Below are 12,995 nucleotides of genomic sequence, written 5' to 3'. Positions count from 1 at the left end.
CTCCAGAAACAGGGGAATGGCGCGAGTGACGGGGCTCGAACCCGCGACCTCCGGCGTGACAGGCCGGCGCTCTAACCAACTGAGCTACACCCGCTTGGAAAGCGTGAGGCGGCGCAACTAGGCGAGGTGCCCAACCCTGTCAACAGCCCTTTCGCGCAATAATCGAACGGCGCCCAAAAGCCACGTCATCTGAACCCTCGAGACCTCGATTCAACCACCGCCGGCCACGTCATATTCGCAGGATTCGCGGCCATGACGGCAGCTCGTTCGGCAACGCGTGCGACAGATTGATATCAACATGGACATTAATGTCATTATATATTGACAGCCGCCCCGCGATCCGAACAGAAAGTGCAGTTCAACCCGCTTTCGAAGGCCCTGCGGGAAGGACGATTCAGGCGCCCGAGATCGCCGAAGAATTCCCCCAACCTCGCCCGAACGGGCAGGCCACCTGCCGCCCGCGCCGCCCTCCCCGGGTCGCGGGCGGTTTTTTATATTGACATTGATGTCCAAATTTATATGAACACCAATGTCAATATAGCGAGGCAGATGTGACAACCACCCCACCCGACATCGCCATTCCCCTGCGCGACCTGCGCTTCCATCGCGACGGCGCGGACCATCCGCGCTGGTGGCATGGTGGGGATCCAGTCCCCACCGCCTTCTTCAACGCGCTGTCCTGCACTTTCCCAGCGGGCGAGAAGTTCTTCATGGACAGCGTCCGGCACTATCGACGCTCAGTCGATCCGGCGCTCCAGGCACAGATCGGCGGCTTCATCGCACAGGAAGCGGTACACAGCCGGGAACATGCCACTTTCAACAAGCTGGCGGCCGACAGCGGCTACAATATCGCAAAGCTTGAATCGCGGACGAAGCGCGTGCTCGATTTCGCCCGCACCCGGGCAAGGGAGCATCAGCTCGCGGCGACCTGCGCGCTTGAGCATTTCACCGCCATCCTCGCTCAGGAGCTGCTGGCGACCGACGGCCGCGATTTCGACGCCGCACCGGCGGAAGCTGCCCGGCTCTGGAGCTGGCACGCGATCGAGGAGGTCGAGCACAAGGCGGTGGCGTTCGACACCTTTCTGGCGGTCACCGCCCATTGGTCCGCGCCCCGGCGCTACGCGTTGCGCGTGCGGGCGATGATCCTGGCGACGATCATCCTGATGACGACGATGGGCGCGAACATGCGCGACCTCTTCCGCGAGGACGGCCTGCGCGGACCAAGGGTCTGGCTGCGGACGATGGGCTTCCTGTTCGGACGTCCCGGCATCCTGCGCCGGGTTACGTTGCCGTGGCTGAGCTATTTCCGCCCCGGTTTCCATCCTTGGCAGCATGACGACCGCACGGCCCTGGTTCGCGCGCAGAAGCGGCTCGGCATCGAGGCAGTCGCATGAGCGGACGGCACCTGATCTGCGCTCCGCTGGCTGCGGCAATACTGACGACCAGCGCGAGCGCGGCGGGGTCTCCCGACGACGCGCTGATCGGCCGCTGGCGGACACAGGAGCGCGGCGGCGTCGTGGAAATCCACCGCTGTGGCCAGGCATTGTGCGGACGCGTGGTCGATGGCACGCCGCTGCGTGCCAATCCCGACCAGCGCGACATCCGCAATGGCGACGAGGCCCTGCGATCGCGCCGGCTGATGGGCCTGCGCATTCTCGACGGTTTCACCGGCGGGCCGCGCGAATGGAAGGGCGGCCCGCTCTATGACCCGAATAGCGGCGACGGCGCGAAATCGGGCTATCTGACGTTGGCCGACCGGGACACGCTGAAAGTAAAAGGCTGCATCGCGGTATTCCTCTGCCGCACGCAGACCTGGACTCGGCTACGCTAGCAACAGAGCATATACCCGGCGCTTGGATTGCGCGCGGTTCTGATGACGTGTCGCCAGCACGCATGGCGTATGGTTACAATCTCTGTCAGTGACCCGGCAGGATCAGGATGGGCAGGAGTTGCGCCATCGCTTTGCGAGCGGCGGCGTCCTCCAGCCCTAGCATCTCTCGCAGATTCGGGCCGATCACGGCATCGCCGAACGCCGTGATGGCGATCAGCAGGACGATCGAGCGAATCCGTCCGTCAGTCCCCGGATCGTCGGCGAGCTTCTCTGCCACCGCGCCGACCAGGTCGAGCACCGCCTGGCGGATCGGCTCAAGGTGATCGAACGCGCGCGTGAGTACCAGCCAGGCTGCGAGCTGCCCCGCCCCGCCCTTGCCGAATGCGTCGAACACCTTCTCGATCAGGATGGACGGTGCCGCGGCGTCGGTCTGCAAATGCGTGACCGCGTCGTCCAGCGCGGCGGCGAGATCGCGGATCATCGATCCCATCAGGGCAGTCTGCATCTCTGCCGCTGACCCGAAATGGTGGATCAGGTTAGTATGCGACATGCCGATGCGGTTGCCGACATTGGCCAGAGTGACCGCGCCCGGCCCGCCTTCAAGCAACAGCTCCCGCGCGGCGGCGAGCCCCTCCTCTCGCGCCTCGGCGGCGTTGCGCTTCCGCCGTTTCTTGCGGGCAGGCGCCACTAAATCCTTCAATATGATGCCCCCATCATGGCCGCGCATCGATGCGGCTCCCCACTATGGCGCAGCGGGAGTCTAAGGATCAACACATTTACATCAATGTCCAGGTGCCTCGCTCCCGCTTGCCCGCCCCGTCAGTCCTCCCCATCGCGCGATCTCGCACGGGCACGCCGCTGCTGAGTCAGCGTACCATGCTCGAACAGGAAACCGGCGATATCGGGCTTGCCGGCCGCGCCGATGATCGTCTGGATGATGATCAGCAGCGGCACCGCGAGCAACGCGCCCGGCGTGCCCCACACCCATCCCCAAAAACTCAACGAGATAAGGATCATGATCGGGTTGATCGTCAGCCGGTGGCCGACGATGAACGGCGTCACCGCGTTCGCCTCGAGCAGATGCGCGCCGATCATGATCACCGCAGGCAGCAACGCCACCCAAATGTCGGGAAAGGTCATCAGCCCACCGAGTGCCAGCAGGATCGCCGCGACGATCGGCCCGAAATAGGGGATGTAGTTGAACAGGGCGACAATACCGCCCCACATCAACGGATAGGGCATGCCGAGTAGCCATAGCGCAAAGGCGATGACCAGACCCAGCGAGAGGTTGATGATCGTGATCGTACCCAGATAGGCCGAGGTGTCATCAACCACGTCCTGAATGACCCGCGCCGTCGCCATCGCGCCGCCGAAGCTCGACCGGCTGGTGATCGTCCGGCGCCTGAGCCGGGTCCAGCCCGAGAGGAAGAAATAGACGACCAGGATACCGAAAAACACCTGCACGATCGCCGTCGGCGCGGAGGTCGCAGCCAGTTCGAGGATCGAGCTCGGCGGCGCGACGGCGGCTGTCTGCGCGGGATTCACTGGCCCTGACGCGGCCAGATGACGCACGGTGCGGTTGACGTATTTTTCCAGGCTCGAATAAAAATCGAGCAGCGGAGCGATGTTCATCTGGATCCGGTCAATCCGGTCAGGCAGCTTGCGGAAAAACTCGGTCGCCGGGATCACGATGGCCGCCAGGGCGATATTGGCCGCGACAAGGAACAGCAGCACGCAGGTGAGCGAGGCGAGCGCAGAGGGCACGCGGTGCCGCTCAAGCCATTCGAGGACCGGCACCAGCGCGATCGCGATGACGAGCGCCGCAGTGGTCGGCAGGAAGAATTCGGCGCCCGCCTTGAGCGCGAAGGGCGTGCCCAGCGCCAGCCCGATTCCTGCAATCAGCGTGAGGGCGGCAAGCAATCGGTCGCGCCGCTGCCCCACCCGCGCCTCATCGACGGTGTCGTCACCGTCGATCGGCAAGCCGAATGCACCTTCGCCCGGGGCCTGTTTCATGCCCTGCCCGGAACCGTCCGCCACTCGTTCCCCCTTTACGCAACAATTACCACGGCAATCTAGCCGCATTCCCCTCGCTTGTAATCCCGATAAGGGGGCGAACCCGGCGGCCGCAACGCCTGTTGCGGCCGCCGGGTTCGCCCCCTAACCTCGCCCGATGCGCGATCTCATCCTGGTCATCGACGAAGGCACCACCTCGACGCGGGCGATGCTGTTCGCACCCGACGGCAAGTGCCTTACGAGCGAATCCGCCGAATTGATCCAACATTATCCGGAAAGCGGCCGCGTCGAACATGACGCGACCGAGATCTGGGACAAGACACTCGCCCTATCGCGCAAGGTGATCAAACGAGGCGGGGGCGCCGAGCGGATTGCGGCGATCGGCATCACCAACCAGCGCGAAACGGTGGTATTCTGGGATCGCCAGACCGGCGAGCCGCTCGCTCCCGCCATCGTCTGGCAGGACCGACGCACCGCCGCGATCTGCCGGGATTTGCGGGAGGCCGGGCACGAGCCGGCGGTGCAGGCCAAGACCGGGCTGCTGCTCGATCCCTATTTCTCGGGCTCGAAGATCGGCTGGGCGATGGCCAACTGGCCTCAACTCAGGGAAGCCGGGGATCGGCTTGCGGTCGGCACGATCGAGAGCTGGCTGATCTGGAAATTGACCGGCGGTCTGCACATCACCGATGCGACCAATGCAAGCCGCACCGCGCTGATGGCGATCGGCAGCGGCCAGTGGGACGATGGGCTGATCGACCTGTTCGGCGCCCCCCGCGCTGCGCTGCCGGAGATCGTCGACTGCGCCGGACGCTTCGGCGAGACTACCCTCTTCGGTGCCGCCATCCCGATTTGCGGTATCGCGGGGGACCAGCAGGCCGCGACGATCGGCCAGTACTGCCTCGAGACCGGCGAGACCAAGGCGACCTTCGGTACCGGCGCCTTCGTGCTGACTCAGGCCGGGCCGATCCCGCCGACTTCCCGCAACCGGCTGCTCTCCACGATCGTATGGCAGCTGGACGGCAGGCGCGCTTATGCGCTGGAGGGGTCGGTGTTCGTGGCGGGCAGCCTGGTGAAATGGCTGCGCGATACACTCAATCTGATCGGCAACGCCGCGGAAACCGAGAAGCTGGCGCGCAGCGTGTCGGACAATAGCGGCGTCTATTTCGTGCCGGCGCTGTCCGGGTTGGGTGCGCCATGGTGGGAACCCGATGCGCGCGGTACGATCTCCGGCCTCAGCTTCTCCAGCGAGCGCGCGCATATCGTCCGTGCCGCGCTCGAATCGATGGCGCACCAGGCGCATGACCTGAAAACCGCCTTTGCGGCTGACGGCGTCGACTGGAAGACCCTGCGCATCGACGGCGGCATGGTAGCCAATGACTGGATGGCGCAGGATCTGGCCGACATCCTGGGCGTGAGCGTCGAGCGGCCGAAGTTCGCGGAGACCACCGCGCTTGGCGCCGCGATGCTGGCCGGGGTCGGATCAGGGCTGTTCAGGGACCTCGAGGAGGCAAGCGTGATGCGCGGCGACGTCGAGATGTTCGAGCCTGGGATGGCCGTCGACATCCGGAAGCAACGCCTGACGGGTTGGAACAAGGCGGTACGCAGCGTCATTGCCCGGGAGTGACGCGGGAACGACAGGAGACTGATATGCGCGGATCGACGATCGGATGGATAGCCACGGGTGGCGCGCTCGCGCTGGGCGCCTGCTCTCCCGGCCCCCGCGATCCGCGCGGCGTCGGGCACGACGAAGTGCTGCTTCAGGTCTCCGCCAGTGGAGAGGCCGAAACCGCGCCGAACGAGGCTCGCTTCTCGGCCGGCGTCTCCTCGATTGCCGCGACGGCAGACGCGGCGGCGACCGCCAACAACGATATCATGAACAAGGTCGTGTCGGCGCTGCAGGGTTTCGGCGTCGCCAAGGCTGACATGCAGACCCAGAGGCTGACCGTCTCCCGGCTCGACTGGGGTCCGAACAAGAACAAGTTCGAGGCCAACAACGTCGTCTCCGTGCGCATGCGCGCCGTGGACAAGGCGGGCGCGGCGATCGCCGCCGTGACCCAGGCAGGCGCCAACGTCCTGTCCGGACCAGACCTTCGCGTCGGCGATCCGGAAGCCGCGAGCCGGTCGGCCTATGCCAATGCCTACAAGGCCGCCCGGGCGCGGGCGGAGACCTATGCCCAGGCGGCTAATCTCAAGGTCGTGCGGATTCTCACCATCCGGGACAGCGGTGCCTCAAACGCACCGATCGCCTATGAGGCGATGGCAATGGACAAGGTTGCGCCACAAGTCGCCGCGCCGCCGCCAGTAATGGCCGGTACCAATACCAGCCAGGTGAATGTCAGCGTCGATTTCGCCCTGGCCCCCAAATAGGAGCCGTGCGCGCTATTTCGCCGGCTTGACGAACTTCAGCGTCATCCGGTCGCTTTCGCCGATCGCGACATATTTCTCGCGATCCTTGTCGCCCAGTTGCAGGCTCGGCGGCAGCGTCCAGACGCCCTCGGGCCAGTCGTGCGTGTCCCTGGGATTGGCGTTCACCTCGCTCGATCCCGCGAACTGGAAACCGGCATCCTCGGCGAGCTTCCGGATGGTCGAGACCTTGATGTAACCACTGGTCCGCTCGCGTTCATTGTCGGCGTTCTCGGGCAGGCGATGATCTTCGATACCAAGCACGCCGCCGGGCTTCAGCATCGTATAAATTTCGCGGAAGGCGGCCGCGCTATAATCCATCTTGTCGGAACGCAGATACCCCATCCGCCAGTTATGGACGTTCCGGAAGGTCAGCACCTTGTCTGCGGTGCCCGGAGCGACACCGGTCCCGCCAAGCGCGCTCGGGAAGTTTGCGCGGGCGACCTTGCCATAGGTCGGAGCGTCCTTGTCGAGCTTCGCATTGATGCCCGCAGACGGACGCCCCGGCGGGGATACGACGGTCAGCTTGCCGCCCGCGGAAAGATAGGGTGCGAGAATTTCAGTGTACCAGCCCCCACCCGGCCAGATCTCCACCACTGAATCAGTCGGCTTTACGCCGAAGAACGCCAGCGTCTCGGCCGGGTGACGATAGGAGTCACGTGCGACATTGGCGGGCGATCGGGTCGGGACTTCGACCGCAGCAGCCAGGAGCGGCTCGGACTGGGGCGGAGGCATCGAAACCGCGGCACCGGCCAACGACAGGCAGGCAATCGAAAGAGCGATGAACGGCATGCGCATGAGCAATCTCTCCTGACGCGATCCTGGTTTCGCGGAACCGACATCGTCACGTGTCGGCACCGACTATAACGCCACCGCCAGCAACCAAGTCAAACACTAGCGTATTGCCGGAATGTTGCTCACGCGATTCAGGAGGCCCGGCTGGCGCAGTTGAAACCTCGTGCGCCAGATGCTTGAAGCCGACCCTGTCTTCCGAAGGATTCGCGCCGTGACCATCGAGTACGCTTCCCGCCGTGGGGAGATCTGGACCTGGTACTGGCGAGCCTGGCGCCAGCGGCTCTGGAAATCGCACCTGGGGATTTTCGCGATCTTTGCGGTTCCGGCATATCTGCTGATGTCCTACCTGGCGCGGCCGTCCCTTTCGACGCTGGCCGCGCCCCTGGCGATTGGTGCGATCCCGATCCTGCTGCTCGTGCTGTATCCGCAATTCCGCTTCAAGCCGCAGGCCCGGACCATCACCCTCGGCACATCGGGTATCACCACGATCGTCGGACGAAAAAGCGGCCGGATTTCATGGAAGAATATTCGGTCAATCACGACTGAACGAGGCTATGTCCTCATCGAGGGGAGCAGCGGGAATGCCTTCATCATCCCGCCCAGGGCATTCGACACGCCGGCCGCACAAGCCAGTTTCGTCGAGTCAATGAAAGAGCGCGTCGCGGCCGCACGTTGATAGGCTTGTCCGAACGGAAATATATTCTTCGATTCAGGCAGCCTGGCCGATCCGGTCCTCGAACAGGACCTTCAGGTCCTTCTTCAGGATCTTGCCGTTCGCGTTCCGCGGCAAGGTCTCCTTCACGAAGCGGATCGCGACGGGCGTCTTGAAGATAGCCAGCCGCTCGCGCACCCACGCCTGAAGTTCTGCCTCGCTCGCTTCCATGCCCGGCGCGAGATGCACCACCGCCGCCGGCTCCTCGCCCAGTGTACGGTGCGGGATACCGATCAGCGCGCAATCGGTGACGGCGGGATGAGCGTAGAGAACATTCTCCACCTCGCTCGAATAGATATTCTCGCCGCCGCGGATGATCATATCCTTCGCCCGGTCGACGATATAGACGAAGCCCTCTTCATCGAGGCGCGCCAGATCGCCAGTCCGCACCCATCCGTCGATGAAGGTTGCCGCCGTCGCCTCGGGCTTGTTCCAATACCCCTTCACGATCATCGGCCCACGCGCCCAGAGTTCGCCAACCTCACCGACCGGCAATTCGGTGGCGCCTTCCTCGTCCATGATCTTCAGGTCGGCGACCGGTACCGGCGGCCCCGCGCTGGTCGGGCGGTTGAGATAGTCCTCGCTCGAATGGCCGGTGACCGTCGCCATCGTCTCGGTCATGCCCCAGCCGTTGCCGGGCAGCGCGCCGAACTCGGTGTGGATTCGCCTGACCAGTTCGGGCGCCGACGGGGCGCCGCCATAGGCGATCGCCTCAAGCGACGAGAGATCGTACCTGGCGCGATCCGGATGCTCGAGTAATTGCCACGCGATCGTCGGCACGCCGCCGGTGATGTTGACCTTCTCCCGCTCGATGATCTCCATCGCGCGGACCGTGTCCCATTTACGCATGAAGATCAGCGAGCTTCCCGCGGCGATCGAGCCCATCATGCCCGCACTGCACGCAGTGACATGAAAGAGCGGGATCACGGTGAGCGTCACGCGGGGAATCGGCGCCGGAATCGGCTCGCCGCGCCGGAGCAGGGAACGCGCCCCGTTGTAGCCGCCCGACATGATGTTGCTCATCATGTTGCGATGCGTGCCCAGCGCCCCTTTCGGGTTTCCGGTGGTGCCGCTGGTGTAGAAGATCGTGGCGTCGTCGTCGGGCGCGATCTCGGCCGCCGGCAGTGCCGTATCAGGCAAGGTCGCATAGTCGTTCGGCGTGCCGATCAGGTCCTCAAGCCGCGATGCCCGTGCATCGAGCGCGCTGGAGGCCCGCGAAACGATCATACGCTCCAGCGCTGGCAGTGGTGCATCATGTGCGCGCAGCCGCTGATACCGCTCGTCGTCGACGAACAGCAGCCTGGCACCCGAATCGTCGATGCCATATTCAAGCTCGCCCGCCGTCCACCAGGCGTTGAGCGGTACGACGATCGCCCCGATGCTCGCCGCGGCGAAGAAGATCACTGGCCATTCGGGCAGGTTGCGCATCGCCAGACCGACACGGTCCCCCTTGGCGATACCCATTTCCCGCAGCTTGCCGGCCAGAGTCGCCACCGCGCGAAAGTTCGCGTCATAGGTGACGCGTTCGTCCTCATAGATGGTGAAGAGCCGGGCGCCATGCAGGCGCGACGCCTGGATCAGCCATCCGAGCGAGGGCGGCGCGTTCTTCCAGACGCGGGTGGGGATACCGTTGACGGTGACCGTCTCCATCTCGAAGCGCTCGCCCGGCGCGGTGAGCACAGCCTCGACCTCGGGCAGGGTCATTTTCGGCCAGGCCGGATCGAGCGCAACGAGCGGTTCGGTATCCAAGACGCATCTCTCCATGACTTTGTCCGCCTGCGATAGCCCGACGGACTTGAATGTCGGGTTTGGCTTATCCGCCATTTTTTCCAAGGTTAGTGTTGATTCATGCGCCGCTCAAGGCAATAGGAAAGATACCATTTCGAATGAGGGGTATGGGCCACACATGAAGATCGCCAAGCCCGAGTCGCACGGTTTCGATGCCTCTCGGCTCGCCCGGATCGATGCTTTCCTGCAGGATCGCTATGTCGATTCGGGCAAGCTTCCCAATGCCCAATTGCTCGTCGGCCGTAACGGCGAGATCGTGCATTTCGCGAATCTCGGCGCCGCGCGCGAAGGCGGCGCCACGACCGGAAAAGGGGCAATCGACGAATCGTCCCTGTTCCGCATCGCCTCGATGACCAAGCCGATCACCTCGATCGCCTTCATGATGCTGGTCGAGGAGGGCAAGGTCGCCGTCGATACGCCGGTCCATCACGTCCTGCCCGAGTTGAAGGGCCTGGGAGTCTATAATGGCGGCGGGGCCGGCGTGCCGTTCCAGACGAAGCCGACCGCCGAGCCGATGCGCATGGTCGACCTGCTGCGCCATACCTCGGGGCTGACCTACGGCTTCCAGAACCGATCCAACGTCGATGCGGCATATCGCGAGGGCAAGATCGAGAACTGGCACGGCAATCTCGACCTCGACACCTTCGTTGCCGCGCTTGGCCAGATCCCGCTTGAATTCTCGCCGGGCGAGGCCTGGAATTATTCTGTATCGACCGACGTGCTCGGCGCGGTCGTGCAGCGCGTCGCGGGCATGCCGCTGGCCGACTTCTTCAGCACAAGGATCTTTGCGCCACTGAAGATGGACGACACCTTCTTCGCGGTGCCCGCGGACAAGATCGATCGCCTGACCGATTGCTACACCTTTGTGCCCGGCAAGGGCCGCGTGATGTACGATCGCGGCGCTGAAAGCGCATGGAGCCAAATGCCGAAGCTCGTGTCGGGTGGAGGCGGACTGGTGTCGACCGCGCTCGACTATCACCGCTTCTGCCGCATGTGCCTCAACGGCGGCGAACTTGACGGCGCGCGCATCGTCGGACGCAAGACGATCGACCTGATGACCCGGAACCATCTGCCGGGCGGTTCGGACCTGTCGAGCATGTCCAGATCGCTGTTCAGCGAGGCGGCCAATGCCGGAACCGGCTTCGGGCTTGGCTTCGCGGTCAATATCGACGTGGCGCGATCCATGATCCCGGGATCAGTGGGCGAATATTATTGGGGTGGGATGTTTTCGACCGCCTTCTTCATCGACCCCGTCGAGCGCCTGACGATGATATTCATGACTCAGATGAGCCCGTCCAACGTATATCCGATCCGCCGCGAGCTGAAGACGCTGATCTATTCGGCCCTGACCTGATCCACCCGGCCCGTCCCGTACGGGCGAGCCCCGGAATTCCGAAGATTGCAGGAGAGTGAAATGACGTCCCCCATTCGCACCGAACGCCATGACGATGTGCTGGTCATCATCTCGGACAACCCACCGGTCAACGCACTCGGCGCCGCTGTCCGCCAGGGTCTCGAGGCAGGCGTGAAGGAAGGCCTCGCCGACGGCAGCATCAAGGCGATGGTGATCCGCTGCGACGGCCGCACCTTCTTCGCCGGCGCCGATATCACCGAATTCGGCAAGCCGATGCAAGAGCCCGGCCTGCCGACCCTGGTCGACATGATCGAGGCATCGGACAAGCCGGTGGTCGCCGCGATCCATGGCACCGCGCTGGGCGGTGGCTGCGAGGTCACGCTGGCCTGCCATTACCGCATCGCCGTGCCCTCGGCAAAGATCGGCACGCCGGAAGTGAAGCTCGGCCTGCTCCCGGGTGCAGGCGGCACGCAGCGCATCCCGCGCATCGCCGGCGTTGCACTGGCGCTGGAGATGACCGCCAAGGGCGATCCGATCTCGGCCAAGCGCGCGCTCGATGCGGGGCTGATCGACAAGCTCGCCGGCGAGGACAGTCTCGAAGCCGACGCGATCGCCTTCGCACGCGACGTAGCCGACAAGACTCCCCTGCCCCGCGCCAGCCAGAAGACCGCGACGCCGGACCCCGACGCGGTCGCCGCGTTCGAGAAGGAGAATGCCAAGCGCTTCCGCGGCTTCGACGCACCCGCCGCCAACATCGCCTGTGTCGAAAAGGCTTCGGACGGATCGACCTATGAAGAGGGCGTCGCGTTCGAGCGACAGGAGTTCATGAAGCTCATCATGGGTGTCCAGTCGGCCGCCCAGCGCCACATCTTCTTCGCCGAGCGCCAGGCGGCGAAGATCGACGGCGTGCCCGCCGATATCGCGCTCCGCCCGATCAAGCGTGTCGGCGTGATCGGCGCCGGCACCATGGGCGGCGGCATCTCGATGAACTTCCTGAGCGCCGGCATTCCGGTGACGATCGTCGAAATGGCCCAGGAAGCGCTCGACCGCGGCACGGGCGTGATCCGCAAGAATTATGAAGCCAGCGCCGCCAAGGGCCGGATGAAGCCGGAACAGGTCGAGGCAGCGATGGGCGCCCTGAACCCGACGCTCGATTTCGACTCGCTCAAGGACTGCGACCTGATCATCGAGGCGGTCTATGAGAATATGGACGTGAAGAAGGAGATTTTCGGACGGCTCGACACCATCGCCAAGCCGGGCGCGATCCTTGCCTCCAACACCAGCTACCTCAATGTCGACGAGATCGCGGCCAGCACCAGCCGGCCCGCCGATGTGCTCGGCATGCACTTCTTCTCGCCCGCGAACGTGATGAAGCTGCTGGAAGTGGTACGCGGCGCGAAGACCGCGCCCGATGTCCTCGCCACGGTGATGGCGCTGTCCAAGACGATCAGGAAGGTCGCGGTGGTCGCTGGCGTCTGCCACGGCTTCATCGGCAACCGCATGCTGATGCCGCGTCAGGTCGAAGCCAACAAGCTGCTGATGGAAGGCGCCACGCCCGAGCAGATCGACCGCGTGCATGTCGAATTCGGCATGCCGATGGGTCCGTTCCAGATGAGCGATCTCGCCGGCGTCGATATCGGCTGGCACCGCGACCCGACCCGGATCGAGAATATCCGCGACGCGCTCGCCGCCGAGGGCCGCTGGGGCCAGAAGACCGGCAAGGGTTTCTACGATTATGACGAGAAGCGGAACCCCACGCCCTCCCCTCGCGTCGCCGAGATCATCGAGGAATTCCGCAGCAAGTCGAACCTCGCGAAGCGCGAAATCAGCGACGAGGAGATCATCGAGAAGACGCTCTACACCATGGTGAACGAGGGCGCGCTGATCCTTGAGGAGAAAATGGCGCAGCGCGCGTCGGACATCGATGTGGTGTGGATCTATGGCTATGGCTGGCCGGTCTATCGCGGCGGCCCGATGTTCTGGGCCGATACCGAAGGCCTGAAGAAGATCGTCGCAGGCCTGGAGAAGCATAGCTTCAAGGTCGCGCCGCTGCTGAAGGAGAAGGCCGAAAGCGGCGGGTTGTTCAATTGATGCAGCAG

At 64.3% G+C, this 12,995-nt stretch carries 11 protein-coding genes and 1 tRNA gene; 7 read left to right on the top strand and 5 right to left on the bottom strand.

Annotated elements, in window-relative coordinates; all coding sequences use genetic code 11:
- Nucleotides 1–17: 17 nt before the first annotated feature.
- Nucleotides 18–94 (bottom strand) — tRNA-Asp (locus NDN01_RS02970).
- 457 nt (nt 95–551) lie between these two features.
- Between NDN01_RS02970 and NDN01_RS02965 the strand changes: the two genes are divergently transcribed.
- Both NDN01_RS02965 and NDN01_RS02960 read left to right on the top strand, forming a co-directional pair.
- Nucleotides 552–1,394, top strand: coding sequence for a metal-dependent hydrolase (locus NDN01_RS02965; RefSeq protein WP_272625711.1), 843 nt, complete (start codon nt 552–554; stop codon nt 1,392–1,394).
- Complete coding sequence (locus tag NDN01_RS02960; RefSeq protein ID WP_272625709.1) at nt 1,391–1,831, top strand: DUF2147 domain-containing protein; 441 nt, start codon at nt 1,391–1,393, stop codon at nt 1,829–1,831. The genes NDN01_RS02965 and NDN01_RS02960 overlap by 4 nt, the downstream gene beginning before the upstream one ends.
- A gap of 85 nt (nt 1,832–1,916) precedes the next feature.
- On the opposite strand, the gene NDN01_RS02955 is transcribed toward NDN01_RS02960, so the two are convergent.
- Both NDN01_RS02955 and NDN01_RS02950 read right to left on the bottom strand, forming a co-directional pair.
- Nucleotides 1,917–2,558 carry a TetR/AcrR family transcriptional regulator gene (locus NDN01_RS02955; protein ID WP_272625707.1) on the bottom strand — a complete coding sequence of 214 codons (642 nt, stop codon included), beginning with the start codon at nt 2,556–2,558 and terminating at the stop codon, nt 1,917–1,919.
- 92 nt (nt 2,559–2,650) lie between these two features.
- Nucleotides 2,651–3,844 (bottom strand): AI-2E family transporter, encoded by a 1,194-nt coding sequence (locus tag NDN01_RS02950; protein ID WP_272628464.1) that lies wholly within the window; start codon nt 3,842–3,844, stop codon nt 2,651–2,653.
- A 157-nt stretch (nt 3,845–4,001) separates the two neighbouring features.
- On the opposite strand from NDN01_RS02950, the gene glpK reads away from it, so the two are divergent.
- The gene (gene glpK / locus NDN01_RS02945; protein ID WP_272625705.1) at nt 4,002–5,468 is read left to right on the top strand and encodes a glycerol kinase GlpK; all 1,467 of its coding nucleotides are present in this window, start codon (nt 4,002–4,004) and stop codon (nt 5,466–5,468) included.
- A gap of 23 nt (nt 5,469–5,491) precedes the next feature.
- Entirely contained in the window at nt 5,492–6,211 is a 720-nt protein-coding gene (locus NDN01_RS02940; RefSeq protein ID WP_272625703.1) for an SIMPL domain-containing protein, read from the top strand.
- Between the two features lie 12 nt (nt 6,212–6,223).
- On the opposite strand, the gene NDN01_RS02935 is transcribed toward NDN01_RS02940, so the two are convergent.
- Complete coding sequence (locus tag NDN01_RS02935) at nt 6,224–7,045, bottom strand: class I SAM-dependent methyltransferase (RefSeq protein WP_272625701.1); 822 nt, start codon at nt 7,043–7,045, stop codon at nt 6,224–6,226.
- A gap of 208 nt (nt 7,046–7,253) precedes the next feature.
- Here NDN01_RS02935 and NDN01_RS02930 point away from each other — a divergent pair, with 208 nt between their 5' ends.
- Nucleotides 7,254–7,718 (top strand): YcxB family protein, encoded by a 465-nt coding sequence (locus NDN01_RS02930; protein WP_272625699.1) that lies wholly within the window; start codon nt 7,254–7,256, stop codon nt 7,716–7,718.
- 33 nt (nt 7,719–7,751) lie between these two features.
- Here NDN01_RS02930 and NDN01_RS02925 read toward each other — a convergent pair whose 3' ends face one another.
- Complete coding sequence (locus NDN01_RS02925) at nt 7,752–9,518, bottom strand: class I adenylate-forming enzyme family protein (RefSeq protein ID WP_272625697.1); 1,767 nt, start codon at nt 9,516–9,518, stop codon at nt 7,752–7,754.
- A 142-nt stretch (nt 9,519–9,660) separates the two neighbouring features.
- On the opposite strand from NDN01_RS02925, the gene NDN01_RS02920 reads away from it, so the two are divergent.
- Nucleotides 9,661–10,896, top strand: coding sequence for a serine hydrolase domain-containing protein (locus NDN01_RS02920; RefSeq protein WP_272625695.1), 1,236 nt, complete (start codon nt 9,661–9,663; stop codon nt 10,894–10,896).
- Between the two features lie 60 nt (nt 10,897–10,956).
- Entirely contained in the window at nt 10,957–12,987 is a 2,031-nt protein-coding gene (locus tag NDN01_RS02915) for a 3-hydroxyacyl-CoA dehydrogenase NAD-binding domain-containing protein (protein ID WP_272625693.1), read from the top strand.
- Nucleotides 12,988–12,995 lie beyond the last annotated feature (8 nt).

Origin of the sequence: Sphingomonas sp. QA11 (assembly GCF_028473665.1) — a bacterium.
Classification (GTDB): domain Bacteria; phylum Pseudomonadota; class Alphaproteobacteria; order Sphingomonadales; family Sphingomonadaceae; genus Sphingomonas; species Sphingomonas phytovorans.
Note: the sequence above shows the minus strand (reverse complement) of the source record. Positions and strands in the feature narration are given on the sequence as shown.

Coding starts and splice junctions, on each gene's coding strand:
- NDN01_RS02960 (WP_272625709.1), top strand. CDS start 1,391: ATGAGCGGACGGCACCTGATCTGCGCTCCGCTGGCTGCGGCAATACTG.
- NDN01_RS02955 (WP_272625707.1), bottom strand. CDS start 2,558: ATGCGCGGCCATGATGGGGGCATCATATTGAAGGATTTAGTGGCGCCT.
- NDN01_RS02950 (WP_272628464.1), bottom strand. CDS start 3,844: ATGAAACAGGCCCCGGGCGAAGGTGCATTCGGCTTGCCGATCGACGGT.
- glpK (WP_272625705.1), top strand. CDS start 4,002: ATGCGCGATCTCATCCTGGTCATCGACGAAGGCACCACCTCGACGCGG.
- NDN01_RS02940 (WP_272625703.1), top strand. CDS start 5,492: ATGCGCGGATCGACGATCGGATGGATAGCCACGGGTGGCGCGCTCGCG.
- NDN01_RS02935 (WP_272625701.1), bottom strand. CDS start 7,045: ATGCGCATGCCGTTCATCGCTCTTTCGATTGCCTGCCTGTCGTTGGCC.
- NDN01_RS02925 (WP_272625697.1), bottom strand. CDS start 9,518: ATGGAGAGATGCGTCTTGGATACCGAACCGCTCGTTGCGCTCGATCCG.
- NDN01_RS02920 (WP_272625695.1), top strand. CDS start 9,661: ATGAAGATCGCCAAGCCCGAGTCGCACGGTTTCGATGCCTCTCGGCTC.
- NDN01_RS02915 (WP_272625693.1), top strand. CDS start 10,957: ATGACGTCCCCCATTCGCACCGAACGCCATGACGATGTGCTGGTCATC.